21 protein-coding genes and 1 pseudogene are annotated in these 25740 nt (G+C 41.0%); 19 read left to right on the top strand and 3 right to left on the bottom strand.

The features are described from left to right. Entirely contained in the window at window positions 1-501 is a 501-nt protein-coding gene (locus HY063_04000; GenBank protein ID MBI3500936.1) for a hypothetical protein, read from the top strand. Here the strand turns inward: HY063_04000 and HY063_03995 are convergent. Next, entirely contained in the window at window positions 490-1569 is a 1080-nt protein-coding gene (locus HY063_03995) for a glycosyltransferase (GenBank protein MBI3500935.1), read from the bottom strand. The two genes, HY063_04000 and HY063_03995, sit on opposite strands and share 12 nt — an antisense overlap. Before the next feature lie 87 nt (window positions 1570-1656). Here HY063_03995 and HY063_03990 point away from each other — a divergent pair, with 87 nt between their 5' ends. From HY063_03990 to HY063_03960, 7 genes are all read left to right on the top strand, one after another. Further along, entirely contained in the window at window positions 1657-3540 is a 1884-nt protein-coding gene (locus HY063_03990) for a polysaccharide biosynthesis protein (protein ID MBI3500934.1), read from the top strand. A 105-nt stretch (window positions 3541-3645) separates the two neighbouring features. Continuing rightward, window positions 3646-4062, top strand: coding sequence for an acyl-CoA thioesterase (locus tag HY063_03985; GenBank protein MBI3500933.1), 417 nt, complete (start codon window positions 3646-3648; stop codon window positions 4060-4062). 3 nt (window positions 4063-4065) lie between these two features. After that, window positions 4066-5433, top strand: coding sequence for a carbohydrate porin (locus tag HY063_03980; protein ID MBI3500932.1), 1368 nt, complete (start codon window positions 4066-4068; stop codon window positions 5431-5433). A gap of 3 nt (window positions 5434-5436) precedes the next feature. After that, window positions 5437-6273: a 1,4-dihydroxy-6-naphthoate synthase gene (locus HY063_03975; GenBank protein MBI3500931.1), complete on the top strand. Its 837-nt coding sequence runs from the start codon at window positions 5437-5439 to the stop codon at window positions 6271-6273. Window positions 6274-7140: 867 nt separating this feature from the next. Further along, complete coding sequence (locus HY063_03970) at window positions 7141-10599, top strand: PKD domain-containing protein (GenBank protein ID MBI3500930.1); 3459 nt, start codon at window positions 7141-7143, stop codon at window positions 10597-10599. Window position 10600: 1 nt separating this feature from the next. Then, the gene (locus HY063_03965) at window positions 10601-11620 is read left to right on the top strand and encodes a PorP/SprF family type IX secretion system membrane protein (GenBank protein MBI3500929.1); all 1020 of its coding nucleotides are present in this window, start codon (window positions 10601-10603) and stop codon (window positions 11618-11620) included. Then, entirely contained in the window at window positions 11617-13731 is a 2115-nt protein-coding gene (locus HY063_03960) for an OmpA family protein (GenBank protein ID MBI3500928.1), read from the top strand. Before HY063_03965 ends, HY063_03960 begins: the two co-directional genes overlap by 4 nt. 52 nt (window positions 13732-13783) lie before the next feature. On the opposite strand, the gene HY063_03955 is transcribed toward HY063_03960, so the two are convergent. Further along, window positions 13784-14080 (bottom strand): integration host factor subunit beta, encoded by a 297-nt coding sequence (locus tag HY063_03955; protein ID MBI3500927.1) that lies wholly within the window; start codon window positions 14078-14080, stop codon window positions 13784-13786. A 120-nt stretch (window positions 14081-14200) separates the two neighbouring features. Then, the gene (thiL, locus tag HY063_03950; protein ID MBI3500926.1) at window positions 14201-15259 is read right to left on the bottom strand and encodes a thiamine-phosphate kinase; all 1059 of its coding nucleotides are present in this window, start codon (window positions 15257-15259) and stop codon (window positions 14201-14203) included. Between the two features lie 60 nt (window positions 15260-15319). Here thiL and deoC point away from each other — a divergent pair, with 60 nt between their 5' ends. The 11 genes and pseudogenes from deoC (at window position 15320) to HY063_03895 (ending at window position 25738) form a co-directional block, all read left to right on the top strand. Next, window positions 15320-16240 carry a deoxyribose-phosphate aldolase gene (gene deoC / locus HY063_03945; GenBank protein ID MBI3500925.1) on the top strand — a complete coding sequence of 307 codons (921 nt, stop codon included), beginning with the start codon at window positions 15320-15322 and terminating at the stop codon, window positions 16238-16240. 3 nt (window positions 16241-16243) lie between these two features. Then, window positions 16244-17713: an aldehyde dehydrogenase family protein gene (locus HY063_03940; GenBank protein ID MBI3500924.1), complete on the top strand. Its 1470-nt coding sequence runs from the start codon at window positions 16244-16246 to the stop codon at window positions 17711-17713. Between the two features lie 3 nt (window positions 17714-17716). Further along, on the top strand, window positions 17717-18598 hold the full coding sequence (locus HY063_03935; GenBank protein ID MBI3500923.1) for an aldehyde dehydrogenase family protein: 882 nt from the start codon (window positions 17717-17719) through the stop codon (window positions 18596-18598). A gap of 19 nt (window positions 18599-18617) precedes the next feature. After that, the gene (gene gmd / locus HY063_03930; protein MBI3500922.1) at window positions 18618-19706 is read left to right on the top strand and encodes a GDP-mannose 4,6-dehydratase; all 1089 of its coding nucleotides are present in this window, start codon (window positions 18618-18620) and stop codon (window positions 19704-19706) included. A gap of 89 nt (window positions 19707-19795) precedes the next feature. Next, window positions 19796-20679, top strand: a pseudogene (locus tag HY063_03925) (GDP-L-fucose synthase). 85 nt (window positions 20680-20764) lie between these two features. Beyond that, window positions 20765-21979, top strand: a complete 1215-nt coding sequence (locus tag HY063_03920) for an undecaprenyl/decaprenyl-phosphate alpha-N-acetylglucosaminyl 1-phosphate transferase (protein ID MBI3500921.1) — start codon at window positions 20765-20767, stop codon at window positions 21977-21979. A gap of 128 nt (window positions 21980-22107) precedes the next feature. Then, window positions 22108-22941, top strand: a complete 834-nt coding sequence (gene cyoE, locus HY063_03915) for a protoheme IX farnesyltransferase (GenBank protein MBI3500920.1) — start codon at window positions 22108-22110, stop codon at window positions 22939-22941. A 98-nt stretch (window positions 22942-23039) separates the two neighbouring features. Beyond that, the gene (locus HY063_03910) at window positions 23040-23618 is read left to right on the top strand and encodes a heme-copper oxidase subunit III (protein MBI3500919.1); all 579 of its coding nucleotides are present in this window, start codon (window positions 23040-23042) and stop codon (window positions 23616-23618) included. Window positions 23619-23750: 132 nt separating this feature from the next. Then, on the top strand, window positions 23751-24467 hold the full coding sequence (locus HY063_03905; GenBank protein ID MBI3500918.1) for a cytochrome c oxidase subunit 3: 717 nt from the start codon (window positions 23751-23753) through the stop codon (window positions 24465-24467). 19 nt (window positions 24468-24486) lie between these two features. Next, the gene (locus HY063_03900) at window positions 24487-24912 is read left to right on the top strand and encodes a cytochrome C oxidase subunit IV family protein (GenBank protein ID MBI3500917.1); all 426 of its coding nucleotides are present in this window, start codon (window positions 24487-24489) and stop codon (window positions 24910-24912) included. Between the two features lie 133 nt (window positions 24913-25045). Continuing rightward, window positions 25046-25738: an SCO family protein gene (locus HY063_03895; GenBank protein MBI3500916.1), complete on the top strand. Its 693-nt coding sequence runs from the start codon at window positions 25046-25048 to the stop codon at window positions 25736-25738. Window positions 25739-25740 lie beyond the last annotated feature (2 nt).

Below are 25740 nucleotides of genomic sequence, written 5' to 3'. Positions count from 1 at the left end.
TTGAGAAAAATCATTTTCATATTTCCCATTATTATTATTTCGCTGAATGCGTCAGGACAAGACGGACTCATAATCAGAAACAGTCAAAACGGAAAAGCATGGTTCTATGAAAATGGAACACGAATAACGTATATAAAATTTAAGGAGGATGAATACAGCACAGGAAAATTAAATCAACTTCTTTCTGACACAGCTGTTATTTTGGGAAGTGATACGGTATTACTGAAAGAAATTGCCGGCATCCGGAAAAGAAATCCGCTTCACAAAATTGCGCGCGCTGCGGGAATGCCTTTGATGTTCATAGGAAGCATTGTTATGGGTGAAGGCGCAATAGATTTTTATTCCAGCCGCAACTCGGAAAACGGAGTGAAGTTTTTTTTAGTTGGCGCGGGCATATTTGCGCTGGGTTATTTGCCGTATCAAATTAATCTTGGAGAATTAACCATTGGTTTTGGCGGAGAATGGAAAATAGAAATTTGCAGAAGTTGTTTAACGCAATGATTTTTTCAGCACGTCCAGATATTTTTCTTTCTGCGAATTCACCGAATAGTTTGCTTCCACAGTTTTTCTGGCATCCGCTCCAATTTTTTTTCGCAGTTCGGAATCTTCTGCCAGCAAAGAAATTTTTTCCAGCCACTCGTCATCCTCTTTTGCCAAAAATCCGTTAACTCCCTCTGAAACTATTTCGCAATTCATTCCCATTGCCGACATCACGCTGGGAATTTCAAGCGACATATACTGCAATGCTTTGCAGGCGCATTTTCCTTTTGCCCATTCGTCATCGGGAAGCGGCATAATGCCAATATCAATTTCCGAAAGTTGTTCGATTTCATCGGGGAAACTCCACTTCACTCCGCGAATGTTTAATTCATCGTTAAAATAATTTTCATCGCCAATCACTTTGAAATAAATTTTATCTCCGTATTTCTCCTTTAATTTTTTAAGCATGGGAACTGCGTGTTCAAAATGCTGAATGGTGGTGTGGCTTCCCGTCCAGCCAATGCAAATGCGTTCATCTTTTTTTACAATTTGCTTTTTATGATACTCCGTATCAATGGTGGTAGGAATTATGTAAACATTTTTATTGAATTGCTTCGCGTACTCTGCCAGGTAATTATTTCCTGCAATTATCAAATCAGAAAGAGAAATTATTTCTGAAGTTTTTTCGGGATTTTTCAGCCGTTCGAATTTTTTATTTTCCTCTGAAACATTCGGAAGCCAGATAGCATCATCGAAATCAAAAACAATTTTCACTTTTCTTTTCTTCAGTCCTTTTTCAAAAAATGTGGAACCGGTCATGAATGCTTCGCGCTGAATGAAAATAATATCGTAGTTGCCCGCTTCTTTCAAATCTTTTTTTCGTTTGAAATAACTTTGAATTACAATGCGCACCTTGCTGAAAAAATTTCCTTCGCTGTAAAATATTTTATCATCGGCTTCATCGAGCAGCGGAGAAAGTTTGCAATCGAAATCATTTTGCTTCAGAAAAGAAAAATATTGTTCAAACCGAAAACGCTGGCTGGGCGAACGATTCAGCCGGTGAGCCGCTATGAAAAGTATTTTCAACATAAAGAAGTTACAAAATTAACATAATGCTGTTTTCAAATCATTCCTCCTTCCTTCAGAATCCTTACTCTATTTGTTTTATCTTAGCGCATGTTTCTATTTGAACGAACCACTCCCCGCTGGATAATTTTCATTATTGATATTTGCATTTGTGTTTTTTCTCTTACGCTTGCGTATCTTCTTCGTTTTAATTTTTCAATTCCGCCCGATGAGATGGAGCGGTTTTATACCGCTTATTCGTTTCTCATAGCAGTAAGGGCGTTAAGTTTTTTTCTCGCAAAAACATATACGGGCATCGTGCGCTACACCAGTTCAAAAGATGCGCAGCGGATTTTTATTGTTACAACTTCGGGCACTCTTTTTATGATTACGGCAAACTTTTTCAATACTTCGCTGCTGCACAATGAAGTTTATTTCATTCCTATTTCCATTGTCATTATTGACTATCTCGCTTCCACTTTTCTTCTCATCAGCATGCGCGTTCTTTTCAAAGTGCTGTATTTTGAATGGAAAAATCCTTCGAGGGCAAAAACATCGGTTATCATTTTTGGCGCGGGCGAATCGGGAATTATTACCAAGCGCACGCTCGACCGCGATGCAGGAATGAAATACAAAGTGCTTGCCTTTATTGATGACGAAGAAAAAAAATCTGGAAAAAAACTGGAAGGAATAACTATTTATAGTTTCAATAACCTGGAAGAATTATTAAAAGAAAATAACGTTGCTCATCTTATTATTTCTGTCCAGAATATTTCTCCTGAGCGCAAAGAAGAAATTGTGGAGACATGTTTGAAATACAAAACAAAAATTCTGAATGTGCCGCCCGTGAGCAGCTGGATAAACGGTGAATTAAGTTTCAAGCAAATTAAAAAAATAAAAATTGAAGAACTGCTCGAAAGAACCCCCATCAAACTCGACACGGAAAATATCAAGAAGCAAACTGCCGATAAAACAATTCTCATTACGGGCGCTGCCGGTTCCATCGGAAGCGAAATCGTGCGGCAACTTTCAAAATTCAATCCGAAAAAATTAATTCTGGTTGACATTGCCGAATCGCCTCTTTACGAAATTGAAATTGAGCTGCAAAATATTTTTCATCTCCGCTCCTTCGAAATAATTATTGCCGACATCCGCAACAAAGAACGGATGGAAACTGTTTTCAAAAAATATTCTCCGCAAGTTGTTTACCATGCTGCCGCTTACAAGCACGTTCCCATGATGGAATATCATCCCATGGAAGCGATTCAAACCAATGTTCTGGGCACAAAAATTTTATCAGACCTTGCTGTAAAATATGAAGTGGAAAAATTTGTGATGATTTCCACCGACAAAGCCGTGAATCCTACCAACGTGATGGGCGCTTCCAAAAGAATTGCGGAAATGTATGTGCAATCTTTAAATACTAATTCTTCCACAAAGTTTGTTACCACCCGTTTTGGAAATGTTCTCGGTTCGAATGGCTCGGTGATTCAACTTTTCCGCCAGCAAATTGAAAAAGGCGGACCGATTACGGTAACTCATCCGGACATTACAAGATATTTTATGACCATTCCCGAAGCGTGTCAATTGGTGTTGGAAGCAGGTGCCATGGGAAACGGAGGAGAAATATTTTTGTTCGACATGGGGCAGTCGGTAAAAATTTCTGACCTCGCAAAAAAAATGGTGCTGCTTGCAGGCTTGACGTTGGGAAAAGACATTCAGATAATTTACACCGGGCTTCGTCCCGGAGAAAAATTATACGAAGAACTTCTCGCCACAAAAGAAAATTCCATTCCCACACATAACCCGCAAATCATGGCGGGCAAAGTGAGAGAACACGATTACAGCAATGTGTCAGAAAAAATTTCCGGATTGATTTCTCTTCTTCACAAACAAGACAGCAAAGAAATTGTAATGAAGATGAAAGAAATTGTTCCGGAATTCAAAAGCCAGAATTCTGTATATGAAGAATTAGATTTGCTGGTAACGAAGTAACGAATAAGGATAACGAATAGTACGAATTAAAAAAATCAACAGCTGCTCATTCGTTACATTCGTAAAGAAGATTCGTTACTTCGTTACCAGAAAAATTACGTTACTATGAATAATTATAAGCATAAAACTCCGATTCAGATTCGCTTCAAGGATGTGGATGCGTTCAAGCACGTGAACAACGCCAATCATTTCACTTATCTTGAGTCAGCGCGCGTAAAGTATTTTGACGATGTGGCAGGCGAAGAAATGAACTGGTCAAAGCAGGGAATCATTCTCGCCAAAGCGGTGGTGGATTATAAACTCCCGATTCTTTTCAAGGATAAAATTTTTGTTTATACGAAATGTTCGCGCATCGGCAATAAAAGTTTTGATTTATCCTACCTTATTATAAAGGAAGAAAACCGAAAAGAAATTATTCTTGCAGAAGCATCTACCGTTCTCGTTTGCTACGATTACGAAAAGGGCGCAAGCATTCCCATGCCGGAAGAATGGAAAAAGAAAATAAATGCTTTCGAAAAATAATTTATGAAACAAAAAGAGAAGATTTCTTTTTTCGTTTTCACTTTATTTTCTTTTCAAACATTCAGTCAAAATGATTCTGCAAAAAATGAAATTGTTTCTGTTCATGCGCAAACTACTGTCATTACGCAATACAAACCCTATTTTAAAACAAAATATTCCGGAGATAATAGTTTAACTTCGGCTGAAGAAACTCAAACATCCATCACCTCCACGCTTTTTCTCGGCACACGTTTGTGGAAAGGAGCCAGCGCTTATCTGAATCCTGAAATTGCAGGCGGTTCCGGGTTAAGCGGTGCGCTTGGCGTTGCCGCTTCCACTAACGGAGAAACCTATCGCGTAGGAAATCCAACACCCACCATCGCGCTCGCGCGGCTTTTCTTTCACCAGGTTTTTTCCCTGAGCAAAGATTCTTCGTGCAAAGCGCAAACTAAAATGAAAGAGTTGCATTCAAAATATATTGAACCCGACCAGAATCAACTCGGAGGAATATGTCCGACAAAATATTTTGCTGTTACCATAGGAAAAATCAGCGTGGCAGATTTTTTTGACGCGAATTCTTTCAGCCATGACCCTCGCACACAATTTATGAGTTGGGGATTAATGGAAAACGGTTCGTGGGATTATCCCGCGAATGTGAAGGGCTACACGCCAAGTTTAGTTCTTGAACTTATTTCTCCGAAACACGAACTGCGCTACCATGTTTCAGTTGTTACGAAATCTGCAAACAGCAATGACATGAATTATGATATTACTCAGGCAAGCGGTCATTCACTTGAGTACACCTATAATTTTTCTTTGAAACAAAACCAAGGAGCCATTCGCATTCTTGGATTTTACAATACCGCCAACATGGGAAACTACCGCGAAAGCATTGTGCTCGCACTTGCAAATTCAGAGACACCGAATATTATTTCTACACGGAAATACGGAAGAAGCAAATATGGTTTCACCCTTAACGGAGAATTGGAATCACGCTCAAAACAGGTTGGCGGATTTTTTCGCACAGGATGGAATGACGGAACAAATGAAACATGGATGTACACGGAGATTGACCAAACCGCCAGCGCGGGAATTGTTTTCAAAGGAAAAAAATGGAAACGCGAAGACGATGCGCTCGGAATTGCAGGAGTTGCTTCGGGAATTTCTTCCGCTCACAGAGATTATTTACAGGCAGGCGGAAAAGGATTTATGCTGGGCGATGGAAATTTAAATTACGGCATGGAAAAACTTCTGGAAGTTTATTATTCATTCGCGCTGCCTCAACATAAAATTTCTCTCAGCGCGGCTTACCAGCACGTAATTAATCCGGGCTACAATAAAGACAGAGGTCCCGTAGATGTTTACTCCGTTCGCGCGCACGTTGAAATTTAAAAAATGAAAAATAAAATTCTCACGCTCGGCTTTTCTCCCTGCCCCAATGATTGTTTCATCTTTGATGCACTGCTTCACGGAAAAATTGATACGGAAGGATTGCAGTTCAAACCCGTGATGGAAGATGTGGAAGCGCTCAACCGCAGGGCGGTTGAAGTTCCAAGTTCCAAGTTCCAAGTTCCAAGTTTAGATATAACCAAACTAAGTTTCTTCGCTTACTCCAAATTGCAAAAAAAATATTCTCTGCTCGATTCAGGAAGCGCGCTTGGCTTTGGAACAGGTCCCGTATTAGTAATAAAGCCGGGAACTACAGTGCGAACCATGCTGCTTGGAACCACTGCCATTCCGGGAGAAAATACGACAGCAAATTTTCTTCTTTCTTTTTTGTTTCCCGTGTTCAAAAGAAAAAAAGTATTTCATTTCTCAAAAATAATAGATGCGGTAGTAAAAGAAAAAGTTTCAGCAGGAGTGGTTATTCACGAAAGCCGTTTCACCTATGAGAAAAAAGGACTTGTTTGCTATACAGATTTAGGAGGTGTGTGGGAAGCGCAAACCCATCTTCCCATTGCGCTGGGAGGAATTTTCATCAAGAAAACTTTTCCGAAGGAAATTCAAAAGAAAGTGGAACGTGTAATAAGAAGAAGCGTTGAATTTGCTTTTGCAAATCCTTATTCAAGCAAAGCGTTTGTAAAAAAACATTCGCAGGAAATGGATGATAAGGTAATTAAACAGCACATTGGACTTTATGTGAATGATTTTTCAATTTCACTTGGAAGAACCGGGCGCAAGGCAATCAGCAAATTTTTAGAGTGCGCCAAAACTATTTCAGTGAATAACTAAACCAAACAAGTTCAGTATTTTGCGAAACGTTTTGCGGTCATCGTACGGCAACATTCCTTTTTATTCCCTCAATTTATCCCCTCTCTGCAAATTTTTATTCAACAGTTCATTGTGAATTATGAAAGAGGTCTATCATAGCAGCGTAAGTTGACCTCAAAGTAGCGTAAGTTGACCTCAGAGTAGCGTAAGTTGACATCAGAGTAGCGTAAGTTGACCTCAGAGTAGCGTAAGTTGACATCAGAGTAGCGTAAGTTGACCTCAGAGTAGCGTAAGTTGACCTCAGAGTAGCGTAAGTTGACATCAGAGTAGCGTAAGTTGACATCAGAGTAGCGTAAGTTGACATCAAAGCAGCGTAAGTTGACTGCTGTTTACGATAATGCGAATGCGAGCCCCGCTTATGCGCTGAAAATAATCAATACCTTTGTTGCGGATATAATGAGCAAAAACACCCAACAGCCCGGACAACAACTTGACTTTTGACAGTAACTTTATATCTTTACAACAATGCAACCTTCTACAGCGATTCTTGCAAGCGAACTGTATTTCATTCGGCTGACTGTCCCCCTTTATGAAGGGGGATTAAGGGGGATGTCAGGAGAGGGCTGGGGTGAGGTCTTTACAAATAAATTAGTAATCACCGATAAATAACTCTCCCCTTTCATCCCCTCTCTGCCAAGCAAAGAGGGGAAAGAGGGGTGAGTCCTGTTTTCTCACCCGGTTATCAAAACCTTCAAGGTTTTTGAAAACCTTAAAGGTCTTTTTAAATCATCATTTGTTCTCAACAATACGCTCTTGATTATGTCTTTCTTTTAATTTTTCATATTCATTTTTTCTTTCTTACTTTTGTAGAATCTTAATTTTTTCTTATTGGCAAAATCTATACGCATATTATTTTTTTCTTTTCTCTTTGTTTTAATTTCTGCGGAAGGGTTTTCACAAACGTGCGGTCCCACTACTCCGAGTTTCACTGTTAATCTTACCGGAAATCCCAGCGGCTCGTGGATAAGTCCCGTGGTGGTAAGGCAGGATACCTGCTGCGGTGCAACTGCTCCCGACCGCTGCGTAGAATTCTGGGTGATACTTGACCCTGCCGCGCAGGGAATAACTTTCAGCATTGCCTCGGGCGCCATTCCTCCGGGCGCGCTTTATTACGAAGTGAACTGCAAAAACCCAACTGCCGTGGGAGATACCATGTGTTTGAATGGCATTGGACCGCATCACATCACTTTTTGCAAACCCGGAAATAATAATAACACCTATGAAATAACTTCCATTGCCGCTCCCAGCGCAGGACCACCCACTGTGGTGAGCCAGGGATGCACGGGAATGATTTTCGCCTCCGGATATAATGAATCAAGTTTATCATGGACTTCGGTTTTTCCCGGTCCGGTGGGAGCGTATAATTTATATCTGAGTTGCGACACCGCCTGCGACACCGTGATTGTAACCGCTCAGCCCGGTTATCCTCCTTATGTGCTTTACCAGGTTTGCGGCTACCCCATTGGCGGATGCGGCCTCATGCTCATTTGCGATACGGTGCAGGTTGATTTTGTTTCGAACAAAGGCGCAACCATTATTCCGCAGAATCCTACAATATGTTTTGGCGGTCCGCCCGCCACCATCACCGCAGTGGGTTCAGGAGGCGCTCCGCCTTATTCTTATGTATGGAGTACGGGCGCAACCACGCAGAGCATTGTTGTGGGAGTGGGAACCTACTGGGTTCAGATTTCCGATACCACCAATTGCCCGCCTGTGTATGATACGGTAACCGTTACAAGTTATACTGCAAACATCACTGCCAGTGCCGGACCCGATGATACGGTTTGTGTTTACAATCCTGTTTTCAATCTGAACGGAAATGTAACAGGAGTTACCACAGGAATCTGGACAAACGGAAACGGAACGTACAATCCTTCCGATACGGTTTTGAATTCAACCTACACTCCGAGCGCGGGGGAAATTTCAAACGGCACAGTAACTTTAATTCTTATTACCACCTACACCGGAGGATGTCCGCCCGATTCAGATACGCTGGTGCTTGTCATTGCTCCTCCGCCTGCTGCGGCATTTTCAAACACTACCGTTTGCTTCGGAAATCCAACCCAGTTCACCGATAACTCCACCGTTCCCTTCGGAAGCATTACCGGATGGACATGGAATTTCGGTGACGGAAATTCTTCTTCGCTGCAAAATCCTTCACACACCTATACGGCTTCGGGAACGTATACCGCTTCACTTATTGTCGGAACAAGTTACGGATGCATAGATACCATTCAGAAAACAGTGGTTGTAAATCCTGCGCCAACGGCAGCATTCACAAGCACCGCGCAATGTTTTATTGATTCGGTTTACTTCACCGATAATTCCACCATCAGCAGCGGAAATATTACCGGGTGGAGTTGGAATTTCGGTGACCCGCTTTCGGCTCCCAACAATACTTCTTCGCTTCAGAATCCTTCGCACGGGTATACTTCTGCCGGAACTTTTACGGTTACGCTTATTGTGAATTCAAGTTCAGGATGCGCGGATACCATTTCGCAGGTAATAACTGTTCAGCCCTCTCCGCTGGCAAATTTCAGCGCCACGCAGGTTTGTTTCGGCAACACCACCTTCTTCAGCGATTCATCTTCCATTTCATCGGGAACAATTACCGGCTGGAGTTGGAATTTCGGTGACCCGCTTTCGGCTCCTAACAATACTTCTTCGCTTCAGAACCCTTCGCATAATTTTACTTCGGCAGGAACTTTTACGGTTACGCTGATTGTAACTTCAAACACGGGCTGCACCGATACTATTCTTCTTCCTGTAATTGTGAATGCTCTTCCCATAGCCAATTTCAGCGCGGGCACTGTTTGTGCCGGCAGCGCAACAACTTTCACCGACCTTTCCACAGGCAATCCAACTTCATGGAGTTGGAATTTTGGTGATGCAACCACCAGCGCACTGCAAAACCCTTCTCATAATTATGCTTCAGCGGGAACATATACGGTTACGCTTATTGTCGGAACAAGTTTCGGATGTTCGGACACCATTTCACAAATCATCACCGTTAATCCCACTCCCACAGCGGCATTTTCAAACACCGCGCAGTGTTTTATTGATTCGGTTTTCTTCACTGACAATTCTTCCATCAGCAGCGGAAATATTAACGGCTGGAGTTGGAATTTCGGTGACCCGGCATCGGGCGGAAATAATTTTTCCAACCTGCAAAATCCTCCGCATTACTATGGGGCATCGGGCAATTATACGGTAACGCTTGTGGTTACTTCGGGTTTCGGCTGCACCGATACACTCACGCAAACTATTTTTGTTGCGCCCGGCCCGCTTGCCAATTTTGGCTCCATGGATGTTTGCCTCGGAAACCAAACTTTCTTCAATGATTCTTCTTTTATTCCCTATGGAAATATTGTTTCGTGGAACTGGAACTTTGGCGATGCAACTTTCGGCAGCGCGCAAAATCCTTCGCATAATTATTCTTCGCCCGGAACTTACAATGTAACGCTGCTTGTTACTTCCGATTTGGGCTGCACCGACACCATTACAAAACAAGTGATTGTTCATCCGCTGCCGAATGCTGTAATTACTTCATCGGGATTTTGTGTTGCTGACGGAACAATTTTTTATGACGGCTCCACCATTCTTCCGCCCGACAGCATTGTGCAATGGTTCTGGGATTTTGGCGATGGAAATAATTCTACGCTGCAAAATCCAATTCATTATTTTCCTTCGTCAGGAAATTACGGAGTCACGCTCATTGTAACTTCCAACTTCGGATGTTCGGATACCATTGCTCAGGTTATCGGAGTCAGCCCTTCTCCCACTGCGGCATTCACAGAAAATCCAACTATTGTTTTCCTGAATCAGAATGTAACTTTCACCGACCAGTCGCAGAGCGGAATTGTTTTATGGTACTGGAATTTTGGCGATGGCAGTTCTTCCGTATTACAAAATCCCACGCATAGTTATTCGGTAGGCGGAATTTATTCTGTATGGGAAGTTGTTACCAACCAGTTTGGCTGCACCGATACCATCTGGCACGAAGTGATTGTAAATAATCCGCCCAACATTCCCACCGGATTTACTCCGAACGGTGACGGGCATAATGATATTCTTTACGTGCTCGGTGGTCCCTATATAAAATTGGAATTCAGAATTTATAATAACTGGGGAGAATTAATTTTTATTTCTACCGACCAGAAATTCGGATGGGACGGAACGCGAAACGGAATCAAACAACCCATCGGAGTTTATATATATATAATCAACGCAACCACCGAAGATAAAAAAGAACATTTCATAAAAGGAGATGTAACATTGCTCAGGTAAAATGAGAAATTATTTTTCCCTAGTTGCTTTTATTGCAGTGTTCTTCTCTCTTCTTTGGAGAGAAGTTGGGAGTGAAGCATTCTCCCAGGATTTTCACCTCTCGCAATACGATGAAGCGCCTTTGAACCTGAATCCTGCGCTTACCGGTTTTTACAACGGAACGTTCCGGATTCACTCGCACTACCGCACGCAGTGGAATTCAATTGCCAATCATCCGTTCACCACCACGTTGCTTTCGGGAGAACAGCACCTGAAAAAAATTTCTTTGGGCGCGCAGATTGCAGATGAACGCGCAGGCGCGGGTGATTATTCGGTTTTCAGTTTGCAACTTTCCGCTGCCTACGACAAACCCCTTAACTATAAAAAAACACATCGCATTTCGGCAGGCATTCAGGCGGGGTTTGAATACAAGAGCGTGAATCTTTCCAAACTCATTTTTGAAAGCCAGTATGTGGGTACAAACGGAGGAGGGTTTGATAACACGCTTTCAAACGGTGAGCCGAACATCGGGCAACAAATTTTTCTACCCGATATTAATTTCGGGTTAATGTATTACTATGCAAAAAACAAATCGCGCATCAATCCTTTTCTGGGAGCAACTGCTTTCCACCTGACAAATCCGAAAGAATCTTTTTTTTCTGAAAGCAACAAACTTCCGCTGCGCTATTTAATTCATGGCGGCTGCAAAATAAATATTGCCGACAGAATTCAATTCGTTCCGAAATTTCTTTTGATGAAACAAATAAATGACTACGAGATGGTCGCTGGCATGGATGTGAATTACGCTCTGCCGAACACTGTTTCGTTTCTCATTCTCGGTGCTTCCTACCGGAATAAGGATGCCATAATTTATTTTGCGGGATTGAAATACGGGCGCGCCACCTATAAAGTAAGTTACGACATAAATAATTCATCGCTCTCGCCCGCCACCATGGGCAGAGGCGGTTTTGAAATTTCATTCACCGTAATCGGAAGCAGGTACAAACCAACTCCCATTCCAAATTGCCCGCGCCCGATATGAGAAAAGGAATAGTATTTCTTTCACTCGTTCCCTTCTTCGCTTTTTCGCAGAGCCGGAAAGAATTTTTGCAAACTGCCGATGAAGCATTCCGGAATCAGGATTATTCCACCGCTGCATTTTATTATCTGAAAGCGCTCGAAAGTTCTGCCGATGGAGACATTGTTTCTTATCCCTATGAAGTGAACCAGGTTATGCTTCCGGTAAAAAAATCCGCAGAAACATCTTCGCTGGATACGTCAAAAAACTTCAAGCCGGTTGTCACGCACGAAGAAAAAAATACTGCTTACGGAATTGCCGACCAGCGTATCGTACATAATCTTGCTGTGTCGTATCGAAAAAATCATGATTATATCAATGCGGAAAACTGGAGTGAAAAAGCGTTGCAGAACGACCCGAAAATTTATCCCGATGAACATTACTGGTACGCAAACAATTTAATGCTCAATGGCAAATATGAAAAAGCATCGGAAGAATTTGAAAAATATTTCCAGGTAAATACCGATAAGAATTCTCCGCTCTACAAAAGCGCGCAGAAGAAAAGTATGTCATGCGATTATTTTGCCGGCACATCCGTCAGCGTAAATTCCCTTTCTATCCTCCGCGAACTTGATACGGCAATAAACGGAGGCACTGCAAGTTTTTCTCCCGCTTTTTTCAAAACGAAGGATTCGCTCGCCTTTGCTTCTTCCCGCAAACAAAGTTTTGCCGGAGAAGGACAGAACCCGATTTATCTCTCCGATATTTTTTTCGCTTCTAAAAAAGACAGTTTCAATTTTTCCGGAGCAAAAAATTTTGGCATGCCCGTAAATACAACCGACCACGAAGCAGCAGGAGTTTTTTCACGGGAAGGCGATAAGTTTTTTTTCACGCGATGGACTTCTGTCAATGCCGAAAAAAAAGAATGCGCTGTTTACCTCAGCCGGTTTATGAATAAGCAATGGCTTCGCCCGATGAAACTCAACAGCAACGTGAATGTGGAAGGATATAAATCCATGAGCCCATCGCTGAATGAGCAGGGAAACATTTTATTTTTTTCTTCCGACCGCCCGGGCGGAAAAGGAAAAATGGATATCTGGTATGCGCCCGTTGATGAATTCGGAAAAGCGGGAACAGCTGTTAATCTTGGCGCACCGGTAAATACCGAAGGAGATGAGATAACACCTTTTTACGATTACGCAACACGAACGCTCTACTTCAGTTCCGATGAACACCAGGGGCTTGGCGGGCAGGATATTTTTAAATCGGCATTGAATGACGAACAAGGCGATACCACCTGGTCAAAACCGCTCAACCTGAAATCTCCTATCAACTCCAGCCGTGATGATGCATACTTCATCGCGTATCCCGACCAGAGCATCGGATACTTTGCTTCCGACCGCAAGCCCTGCGAAGAATGCGGAAGCGGTGCGTGCTATAAAATTTATTCTGTGAATCCTGTTCCGTTCATCATCACGTTGAAAGGAACTGTTTACGAAAAGAAAACCAAAAAGCCCGTTGTAAATTCGCTGGTCACGCTCAAAGATGCTTCCGAGAAATCAGAATCAATTTTTATTATCACCGATGACAGCGGAAAATATTCCACCATGATACCCGAAGAAATGCTTTACAACACAAAAGCGCAGAAGAATAAATATTTCAGCGATAAGGCGGATGTTTCAACAATAGGAATTAAGAAAACAACTTTGCTTACGCAGGATTTTTATCTGGAAAAAATTCCTTCGGGTGATATTGTGATTCCCGGAATTGAATATGATTTTGACAAAGCAACGCTTCGCCCGCGCTCAAAACTTATTCTCGATACGCTTGCCGATATGCTGAAGTTGAATGATAATTTAGTTGTTGAATTAAGTTCGCACACCGATTCACGGGGAAATGATGATTACAATTTCCGGCTTTCCGATGAGCGCGCAAAATCCTGCGTCAACTATCTTATCACGAAAGGAATTGCAAAGGACAGATTACAGCCGAAAGGTTACGGTGAAACTAAACTCATTGTGAATGATGAAGAAATAAATGCAATGCCCACCGAAGAAGAAAAAGAAGCCGGCCACCAGAAAAACCGCAGAACCGCTTTCAGAATCATAGAGGAGAAAGCGATTGTTCCGAAATAAATTTTTGCTTTTGCTGCTCTTTCTTCAAAGCAAGAAAAACTTTCCTTAAAAATTATTTTTCCTTCACCGGCTGCGCCTTCATTAACTTTTTCTTGAAAGTTTTTGCCGGTTTAAACTTTACAATATTATGTGCAGGAACAATGATTGCTTCGTTACGGGAAATTACGCGGGCAGGTTTTGCTGCGCGCTTATGAATGAGAAAAGTTCCGAATCCGCGCAGGTAAATATTTTTTCCCGAGCAAATGGAATCTTTTGCCACTTTCATAAATGTTTCCACAATGGGAATGATGTCTGAAGTTTTCTTTCCTGTTTTTTCCGCAATCATTTGCGATAATTCATATTTTGTCATAAAGATTTTGTTTTAAAAATTTTGAACGAATATATATCGACTCTCGCATTTGAGTCAATAATAAAAAACTTTTTCGACCAATGAGGTAATTTCTTAGACGAATTTTGCGGGGAGAAAATGCTATTTGGTTTTCAAGTGATTCCAACCTTGCGCTGTGAGCGGAGTAAGCATTTCTGTTCCTGTTAAAACTAAATTAGTTCCTTCCGCTTTTTCGGTGATGTGCCCGATGACAGTTATATCCTGAGAAAGTTTTTTTATTTTCTCGTGGTCTTTAATATCAATCGTAAAAAGTAATTCGTAATCTTCTCCTCCATTCAAAGCGCAAACAGTTGGATTAAGATTAAATTCCTTTGCGCGTTCAATAGCAGTATCATCAATCGGAATTTTATTTTCATACAACCGGCAACCGACATTTGATTCGGTGCAGAGGTGAAGCGTTTCAGAAGCAAGCCCGTCAGAAATATCAATCATCGAAGTCGGCTTGACTCCTATTTCTTTCAGTTGCTTGATAATATCTTTCCTTGCTTCAGGTTTTAATTGCCTTTCGATGAGATAATCATTTCCGCTTAAGTCCGGCTGGATGTTTGGATTTTCCTGAAAGATTTTTTTCTCGCGTTCTAAAATCTGCAAACCCAAATACGCTGAACCCAAATCACCGGAAACACAAAGCAGATTGGTTGGCTTTGCTCCATTTCTATAAACAATTTCATTTTTATCTGCTTCACCAATTGCAGTAATATTTATCACCATTCCCGTTCGCGAAGAATTTGTATCGCCTCCAACCAAATCCACATGAAAGTTTTTGCAGGCAAGAAGCATTCCGGCATACAATTCTTCAATCGCTTCAAGAGAAAAACGGTTAGATATCGCAATGGAAACTAAAATCTGTTTTGGCAAAGCATTCATCGCATAAATGTCAGAAACATTTACAGAAACTGCTTTATAACCGAGATGTTTTAGCGGGCAGTATGTCAAATCAAAATGAACTCCTTCCATCAGCATGTCTGTTGTGACAACCGTCTGTTTCCCTTCCGCATATTTTATCACAGCTGCATCGTCACCAATTCCCGCTATGGATGATTCATTATTGAGTAGCACATGTTTTGAAATATGTTTTATCAAACCGAACTCTCCAAGGGAAGAAAGTTCAGTACGGGCGGATGTTTTATCTTCAAGCATATCGTAAAATGAATGAACGAAAGTACGAAATATGGCTATCTTTGAAACTCATTTTAATCATTGATAATTGTGCAATCAGTGGCTGAATTTCCAAACCTGACTAAACTGCCCCGCATCGACCAAGTTGGCGTTGAAGAACGCGTTGCGAGATTTTGCTCAAGAAGCATAAAGAAAGAATCCAAAGTCCAAGGGTTGAAACTGGCCTTGAACATGATTGATTTGACAACGCTAGAAGGAAAAGATACCGAAGGAAAAGTAAAACAGATGTGTTACAAAGCCGCTCACCTGCACGATGAAATTGAAAACCTTCCCACCGTTGCTGCAGTTTGCGTTTATCCTACGATGGTGAAAATTGCGAAACGATCTTTACAAGGAACAAATATTAAAGTTGCTTCAGTTGCCACAGGATTTCCCAGCGGACAAACAACTACTGAAATAAAAATCTCTGATACAAAATTTGCAGTTGAGAGCGGAGCCGATGAAGTGGACATGGTAATTTCCCGCGGAGAATTTCTGGAAGGCAATTATAATTATATATTCGATGAAATTGCTGAAGTGAAAGAAGCATGCGGAAATGCACGGCTAAAAGTTATTCTTGAAACAGGAGAACTTTCCACTTTGGATAACGTCCGCAAGGCAAGTGAAATTGCCATGCATGCAGGTGCGGATTTCATAAAAACTTCTACCGGAAAAATTTCTCCTGCCGCGACAATGCCCGTGACTTTAGTAATGTTCGAAGCCATCCGTGATTTTTATTACAGCACCGGAAAAATGATAGGCATGAAACCCGCAGGCGGAATTTCCACAGCAAAAAATGCTTTGCAATATCTCGTGATGGTGAAAGAAACTCTGGGAAATGCCTGGCTCAGTAACGAATGGTTTCGTTTTGGTGCGAGCAGTTTAGCCAATGATATACTTATGCAATTGCAGAAAGAAGTTTCGGGAGTTTATCAGAGTGCAGAATATTTTTCAAAAGATTAAATCATGAAAGTAAAAGAAAGAGAATCGAAAATAAATTTTAAAACAGATTGGGAATATTCTGCTTCGCCAGAAAGCACTTCGCACATTAATCTGAAGAAGCAATACGATTTGTTTATCGGAGGAGAATTTGTAAAACCGAATTCAAAAAAATATTTTGATACTATAAATCCAGCCACCGAAGAAAAAATTTCGGAAATCGCTGATGCGGACGAAAAGGATGTTGACAATGCAGTGAAGTCAGCGCGAAAAGCATTTAAAGAGTGGAGCAAAATTTCCGCGAAAGAAAGAGGAAAATATATCTACAGAATTGCCCGTCTGCTTCAGGAACGCGCACGCGAATTTGCTGTGATTGAATCAATGGATGGAGGAAAACCCATCCGCGAATCGCGCGACATTGATATTCCGCTTGCCGCAAATCATTTTTTCTACTATGCCGGTTGGGCGGATAAATTAGAATATGCTTTTCCAAACAGAAAACCAAAACCACTTGGTGTAGCCGGGCAAATTATTCCCTGGAATTTCCCTCTGCTGATGGCTGCATGGAAAATTGCTCCCGCGCTCGCTTGTGGAAATACTGTCGTGCTGAAGCCTGCCGAAACCACTTCACTCACCGCCCTCAAACTTGCCGAACTGATTTCTGAAAGCGGCTTACCCGATGGAGTGGTGAATATTATCACCGGTGCCGGAAGAACAGGTGCTGCGATTGTAAATCATCCCGACATAGACAAAATTGCTTTCACCGGCTCAACTGATGTCGGAAAAATTATTCAAAAGGCAATTGCCGGAACAAAAAAGAAAGCAACGCTCGAACTCGGAGGAAAAGCCGCCAATATAATTTTTGAAGACGCTCCCATTGATCAGGCGGTGGAAGGAATCATCAACGGAATATTTTTTAATCAGGGACATGTTTGTTGCGCGGGTTCGCGTTTGTTTGTGCAAGAAGGCGTTGCTGATATTGTGATTCGAAAATTGAAAGACCGAATGGAAACGTTAATTGTCGGAAATCCGCTGGATAAAAACACTGACATTGGCGCGATAAATTCCAAATCGCAATTGGAAACTATAAATAAATTCATTGACATCGGAAAAAATGAAGGAGCAGATTTTTATCAGTCATCTTGCAGTGTTCCATCAAAAGGATTTTTCTGTAAGCCGACTTTATTTTTAAACACTTCGCAATCACACAGAGTTGTTCAGGAAGAAATTTTTGGTCCCGTTCTCGCTGTGCAAACTTTCAGAACGGTTGAAGAAGTAATCGAAAAAGCAAACAACATTCCCTATGGACTTTCAGCAGGCGTATGGACGGATAAAGGTTCGAAGATTTTTAATCTTACATCCAAATTAAAAGCAGGAGTAGTGTGGGCGAACACATACAATAAGTTTGACCCAACATCTCCTTTTGGTGGATTTAAAGAAAGTGGTTTCGGAAGAGAAGGTGGACTGCACGGACTTGCGGCATATTTAAATATTTAGAAGATGGAAAGAATAGACATTCAGAAAACATACAAGATTTATATCGGAGGGCAATTCCCGCGAACCGAGAGCGGAAGATTTTATCCTTTGAAAAATAAAAAAGGAGAAACGCTGGCGAACATTTGCTTGTCTTCTAAAAAAGACTTTCGGAATGCTGTTGTCTCAGCAAGAGGTGCATTTGCCGGATGGAGTGCTAGAAACGCTTTCAACCGCTCACAAATACTTTATCGCATTGCGGAAATGCTGGAGGGAAGAAAATCACAATTCATTTCAGAAATTATTTTGCAGGGCGGAAACAAAAAAGATGCGGAGAAAGAAGTTTCACTTTCGATAGACAGATTGGTTTATTATTCCGGATGGTGCGATAAATATTCACAGATTTTTTCAACAGTGAATCCTGTTTCATCTTCGCATTTTAATTTTTCTGTTCCCGAGCCGACAGGAGTTGTTTCCCTCATCGCTCCGGAAGAAAATTCTTTAATCGGATTGGTTTCGGTAATCACACCTGTTATTGCCAGCGGAAACACCTGTGTGGTTCTTGCTTCTGAAACAAAACCGCTCTGCGCAGTTACATTTGCAGAGGTTTTGAATTCATCCGATGTTCCCGCAGGAGTTGTAAATATTCTCACAGGAAAATCTTCCGAACTTCTCGAACCTTTTTCCAATCATATGGATGTGAACGCAATTATTTACTGCAGAAAAAATTCCGATGAAATAAAAAAAGTTCAAGAGAATTCTTCCTTGAATGTGAAACGCTGCTTCATCCGAAAAGAAAACTGGCTGAACGAATCTTCTCAGAATCCCTATTTCATTCTTGATACAACCGAAATAAAAACAACCTGGCACCCGGTAGAAAATATTGGAAGTTCAAAAACGGGTTATTAAAAATTAAAATAAAAAATAAATGTCTAAAGTTGCACTTATCACCGGAATTACAGGGCAAGACGGAGCATATCTTGCCGACCTTCTTTTGAAAAAAGGATACACCGTTCACGGCATCAAACGCAGAAGTTCTCTCTTCAACACACAGCGTGTCGACCATTTATACGAAGATCAGCATGAGAAAGGCGTAAAGTTTTTTCTTCACTATGGAGATTTGACCGACAGCACAAATTTGATTCGCATTGTTCAGGAAACGCAGCCCGATGAAATTTATAATCTCGCAGCGCAATCGCATGTGCGTGTTTCTTTTGAAACTCCAGAATATACCGCGAATGCTGACGCGATTGGCGCACTTCGTTTGCTCGAGGCAATCCGAATTCTGAAATTAGAAAAGAAAACAAAATTCTATCAGGCATCCACTTCTGAACTTTACGGAGAAGTTTTAGAAATTCCACAGAAGGAAACTACACCTTTCAATCCGAGAAGTCCGTATGGTGCTGCCAAGGCATACGCATTTTATATTACAAAAAATTATCGCGAAGCATACAATATGTTCGCCTGCAACGGAATTTTATTTAATCACGAGAGCCCTGTGCGCGGTGAAACTTTTGTTACAAGAAAAATCACCCGTGCTGCTGCAAAAATTTTTCTCGGCCTTCAGAAAAAAGTTTTCCTAGGAAATTTAGATGCCGAGCGCGATTGGGGTCATGCGAAAGATTATGTGGAAGGAATGTATCTGATGCTCCAGCAAAAAGAGGCAGATGATTTTGTTCTCGCAACAGGAAAAAAAATATCTGTAAGAAAATTTGTTGAAATGGCTTTTGCAGAAACAGGAGCGAAAATAGAATGGAAGGGAAAAGGAATACATGAAAAAGGAATTGATGCTTCTTCCGGAAAAACAATTGTTGAAATTGACGAAAAATACTTCCGCCCTTCAGAAGTAGATCTGCTTGTTGGAGATGCCTCGAAGGCAAAAAAAGTTCTCGGATGGGCTCCGAAATATACAGTCGCAGATTTGGTAAAAGAAATGGTGTCGAGCGACATAAAACTTTTCGAACGAGATAAATATCTTGCTGAAGGAGGGCATAATATTTTAAATCAGCACGAGTAAAAGTCCCAAACTCCAAGCTCCAAGCACCAAATCCCAAGAAGCAGCCAGTGGAAAAAACATCCAAAATATATTTAGCCGGACATCGAGGAATGGTCGGTTCTGCAATCCTGCGGAAACTTCAGAAAGAAGGATTCACAAATATTATTACAAGAACTTCCAAGGAACTTGATTTAGCAAATCAATCTTCTGTGAAGGATTTTTTTTAAAAGAAAAACCTGAATATGTTTTTCTTGCCGCAGCAAGAGTGGGCGGAATCAATGCAAACAATACTTACCGCGCTGATTTTATCTACCAAAACCTGATGATTCAGAATAATGTGATTCATTCCTCCTATGAAAATAAGGTGAAAAAACTTTTGTTCCTCGGCTCATCCTGCATTTATCCAAAACTTGCTCTCCAGCCTATGAAAGAAGAATATTTGCTTACCGGTTTGCTTGAACATACGAATGAGCCTTATGCAGTGGCAAAAATCACTGGAATAAAAATGTGTGATGCTTACCGTGCACAGTACGGCTGCAATTTTATTTCCGTGATGCCGACAAATTTATTCGGGCCGAATGATAACTATGATTTAAATAATTCTCACGTGCTTCCTGCTCTGCTTAGAAAATTTCATGAAGCGAAAAAAAATAAAAATCCTTTTGTAGAAATCTGGGGAAGCGGAACTCCTAAAAGAGAATTTCTTCACACGGATGATGTGGCTGATGCTTGTTTTTTTCTTATGGAAAATTATAATGATGACGGGCAGATAAATGTTGGAATGGGCGATGATATTTCTATTAAAGACCTTGCTCTTCTGATTAAGAAAATTGTCAGTTACGAAGGAGAATTAAAATACGATTCTTCAAAGCCCGATGGAACTCCCCGCAAACTTATGGATGTTTCAAAGATTAATAAGCTTGGATGGAAGTATAAAATTGGTTTGGAAGAAGGAATCCGGAAAGTGTATGAGGAGGTGAAAGAGAAATTTTAGCGTTAATTGAATTAATTTTCACCTGCTAAAAACTCTTTGTAACCTTCTTACTTCTTTTCCGTAAATTTGCTCAAATACTTTTCACTTGGAACTTCTTCTTCTCACTTTTGTTACTGCTTTCGGTGTGGTTTTGCTGTGCACTCCTTCCTTAATAAAAGTTGCCATACTAAAACGCTTGTTTGATGAGCCAACTGAAGAAAGGAAACTGCACAAGCGCGTTGTTCCAACAATTGGCGGAGTTATAATTTTTGCCGGAACATTTTTTTCTTTCGTCCTTTGGTTCCCTTCCGATAATTTACTCGACATTGATGTAGGAAGTTCCACTTATTTAAAAAATGCGCTGGCGCTTGAAGTAACAAAATCCGCGCTGAATGATTTCAAATATATTCTCGCAACCGTATTCGTTTTATTTTTTGTGGGCGTAAAAGATGACATCATCGGCACTTCACCTATTAAACGATTAGCCGCGCATGTGCTGGTGGCGCTAATGATTGTACTAATGGCAGACATTCGCATAAAAAGTATGCAGGGAATTTTCGACATTGACGAAATTCCTTTCTGGTCGAGTATTTTTATTTCACTCTTCGCCATTATCGTCATCATTAATGCAATGAATTTTATAGATGGGATTGACGGGCTTGCAGCCGGAATCGGTTTTATTGCTTCCTTCATATTTGGAGTTTGGTTTTTTCTCGCTCAGGATATTGTTATGTCTCTTTTATCTTTTTCGCTGGCGGGTTCACTGCTTGCATTTTTGTTTTTCAATTTTTCTCCCGCGCAATTATTTATGGGCGATTCCGGTTCAACCACTATCGGATTAATGCTTTCGGTTCTTGCCATCAAAGCCATTGAAACTCCTCATGCGAATGTGAGCGACACCATTATTTCAGAAATTCCACGGCCGATTTTTGTCATGGCAATTCTTGCTTACCCGCTGATTGATACGTTGCGGATTTTTGTTTACAGAACTGTAAAAGGAGTTTCGCCTTTCGAAGCAGACCGGAATCATATTCATCACGCGCTGCTCGACACCGGAATGAATCATCGCTCGGCTTCACTCACTCTTTACGGAGCAACTATTTTTATCGTTTCACTTTCAATTATTTTGAGAAATCTTTCTCCTACCGCTTCCTTTATTATAATTTTTTCTTCAGCCGTTGCGCTTGCACAACTTCCTTTTTTCTTCAAAGCAAAAAAATTAGCAAAGCTCAAGCCGGAAGCCAATAGTCCTGAAGGTAATAATCAAAGCAAAGTGAGCGAAGAAGTAAAGAAAAAATTATTCGAAGAAAAAGATTTTTAGATTTTCCTTTTCCTCTCCTCTATAAAACAAGTTTTGTATATTCGAGCCGTTAAAAAAAATTTGTGCAAAGTAATTCGTCCCAGACCATCGCTCAGCCAACTTCCAATTCCAAAATAACGGATTACGCTATGTTTATCAAACTGCGTTTGAGTTCGCTTGTTGTTTTTTCCGCAGTGATTGGTTTTGTATTGATTTCAAACGGAAGTATTGACTGGGCAAAAGTGGGATGGTTAACGCTTGCGGGATTTTTAGTAACCGGTTCAGCAAATGGTTTCAATCAGATTATCGAAAGAAATTTCGACAAAATTATGGAGCGCACGATGATGCGCCCGCTTCCGCAGGAAAGAATGACGGTGAACGAAGGAATTATTTTCGCTTCAGTAATCGGAATTGCAGGACTAATTATTCTCTGGTTTTTTCTGAATCCGCTCAGCAGTTTGCTCAGCGCGCTTTCAATTACACTTTATGTTTTTGCGTATACTCCGCTGAAAAGAAAAACTGCATTCGCTGTTTTGGTCGGAGCATTCCCCGGAGCATTTCCTCCGCTGCTTGGAGCCATTGCTGCAACAGAAAATTTCGGGCACATGCCATTTGCAGGATTAGTTTTGTTTGCGATTCAGTTTGTTTGGCAGTTCCCGCACTTCTGGGCAATCGCATGGGTGATGCACGATGATTATCAAAAAGCAGGGTTTCATTTGCTCCCTTCGAAAGGAAGAGATAAAGCAAGCGCATTCCAGATTTTGATTTACACTTTGTTTCTTCTTCTCATCAGCATGATTCCCGTGCTGTTTAAAATGACGGCAACTTTTTTTGCTCCGCTGATTATTTCAATCTGCGGAATTATTTTTTTCTATCAGTCCATTAAATTGTACAGAGATTGTTCCATTAAATCTGCCCGTGAAGTAATGTTCGGCTCGTTTGCATACTTACCCATTGTTCAACTTGCAATTTTGTTAGGATGAAAAAAGAAAGGAAGAATGGAATAGTGGAAAGTTGGAAGGTTGGTCAACAGCCCATGTTCTTCCATTATTCCACCCTTCTATCCTTCCATTTATAGTATATGGAAATTTCCACAGAAGAAAAAGAATCTATTCGCCAACGCTCTTACAAGCCGATGATGTGGCTTGCCATTATCTCCATGTGCATGATTTTTGGCGGACTCACGAGCGCTTACATGGTGCGAAGAGGAGATCCGGGGTGGCTTACGTTTGAACTTCCAAAAATTTTTTATGTGAGCACTGTTGTAATTATTGCAAGCAGTTTCACCATGATTTTTGCTTATCAATCTGCGAAGAAAGATAATTTCTCCGGAGTAAAACTGGGAATGCTTCTCACACTTTTTCTCGGATTCACTTTTATAGTTTGCCAGTTCCTCGCATGGAAAGCATTGGTTGCGCAGGGAATTTTTATCGGTGGACAGGGAAGCAATCCTGCGGGCTCTTTCCTTTATGTAATTTCAGGCGCACATCTTGTACATTTGACAGGAGGAATCGGTATGTTAATATTTGTTTGTATAAAATCTTTCCGGGAAATATATCATTCAAAAAATTTATTAGGTTTGCAACTGGCTTCTATTTTTTGGCACTTTCTTGATTTGCTCTGGGTGTATTTGTTTTTGTTCTTATACTTTGCTCGGTAATCTTCTCCCGAAGGGACTCCTTCGGAGGAAAAACGAAACGGTACGAAAAATACGAAATGAAAGTGGCTGTCATTAGTACATTAGTAGCGATTAGTAAATTAGTAGATAAAATATTTAAACTCTAAATTTTTTATGTCGCATGCAATAGCAAAACCGCAAGGATGGGGAGGTGGAACTTCTCCGATGGGAATCAGTTCGGGAAAAATGTTCATGTGGTTCTTTTTGATTTCAGACGCGCTGACTTTTTCCGGACTTTTGGTTGCGCTCGGATTTTTTCGCCATAAATATGCCGACATTTGGCCCGCTTCCACTGATGTGTTCACGCATTTTCCGTTCACGCACGCGCACCTTCCACTTGTCTATGTGGGATGGATGACTTTCGATTTGATTTTAAGTTCTGTTACCATGGTGCTCGCTGTGGAAGCCGGTCATCGCTGCGATAAAAAAGCAGTTCTTCTCTGGCTTGGGCTCACCATTGTTGGCGGATTAATTTTTCTTCTCTCGCAGGTTTGGGAGTGGTCAATTTTTATCAATGGCTCCGAACACGGTGCTTACAGGTGGATGTTAGTAGACGGACAATGGGTTGAACAGGTTTTTCGCGGAGCCAATCTTCACTACAATGAATATTCCGTAACACCACACTACGCAAATTTCTTTTTTGGTGTGACGGGCTTTCACGGCTTTCACGTTTTCAGCGGAGTAGTGATTAACATCGTTACTTTCCTGATGGCATACAATGGTGTTTTCGAAAAGCGCGGACATTATGAATGGGTGGAGAAGACAGGATTGTACTGGCACTTCGTGGATTTGGTTTGGGTGTTCGTGTTCACATTTTTTTATTTACTCTAAACATTATAAAAAATAATTTATGGAATTTCAAGATGGCTTTCCCGATTATGAACGCATCGCGCAGCACGATGCAGATGCAGGCGTTGGCGTAAGAAAACATCTCATGCAGGTGTTCTGGCTTTTATTGGTTGTAACGCTCATCGAACTTTTTGTCGGCTGGAAATGGAAATCCATTCACGAATCCATGCACATTTCAAAAACATACTTGATAATTTTCTTCGTCACATTCACGCTTGTGAAAGCGGGCTACATCGTGATGGCGTTCATGCATCTTGGCGATGAAAGCAAATGGCTCCGCTGGGCAATTCTTGGCCCGTATGCGTTGTTTGTTGTCTACCTTATATATATGACTGCCATCACGGAAGGAAGTTATTCGCAGGGCTTCCGCGATTTGCTTGACCCTATTAAGCAAATGCAGCAGACAGAAGAAACGGCTCACGAGTAATCTTCGAAAAACAAAAGGTTACGAACATTGCGAAAATTATTTTTCATTTTTATTTTCTATCCTTTCTGTATTTCTCTTTCGTATATTCGTATAGATTCGTCCCGGTAGCTATCGGGATTCGCTGATTTGAAGTATGAAAAAAACTATTTTGCTTCTTGTTATTCTTTTGCTTCCCGCGCTGGTTTATGTTTTTTTCTCCTCCGGAAAACATCACATGATGCACCTGCCAATTTTTTATCCTGAAGATGTAAAGACAATTGTTGTTGACGGAAAAGAAAAAACAGATACCGTTTATCATACCATTCCTCCATTCAGATTCATTGACCAGGATGGAGATACTATTACAGAAAAGAAATTTGAAAATAAAATATATGTGGCTGATTTCTTTTTCACAACTTGTCCCACCATTTGCCCGAAGATGATGTTCAACTTGGAAAAAGTAAATGTGGTTACGCAGAAAAATTCTGACTTCAGAATTATTTCTCATAGCGTAAATCCGGTTCACGACAGTGTTCCGGTTCTTAAAAAATATTCTGAACTCGTTCATGCAGATTCAAAAAAATGGTCGCTTGTTACAGGAAATAAAAAAGATATTTACGATATTGGAGTTGACGGCTATAAACTTGCCGTAGATGAAGACCCGCGCGCGCCTGGCGGATTTCTGCACAGCGAACTATTTGTGCTGGTGGATAAAGAAAAAAGAATTCGCGGCTATTATGATGGAACAGATACAACCGCAGTAAATAAATTAATCAACGATATAAAAATTCTTGGCGCTGAATACGAAGCGAAAAACGGGAAACCTCAACTTTATCAAAAACATTAACT

The sequence above is a fragment of the Bacteroidota bacterium genome (genome assembly GCA_016195025.1).
In the GTDB taxonomy this organism is placed as follows: domain Bacteria; phylum Bacteroidota; class Bacteroidia; order Palsa-948; family Palsa-948; genus Palsa-948.
This window is presented reverse-complemented; position numbering and strand designations above follow the sequence as displayed.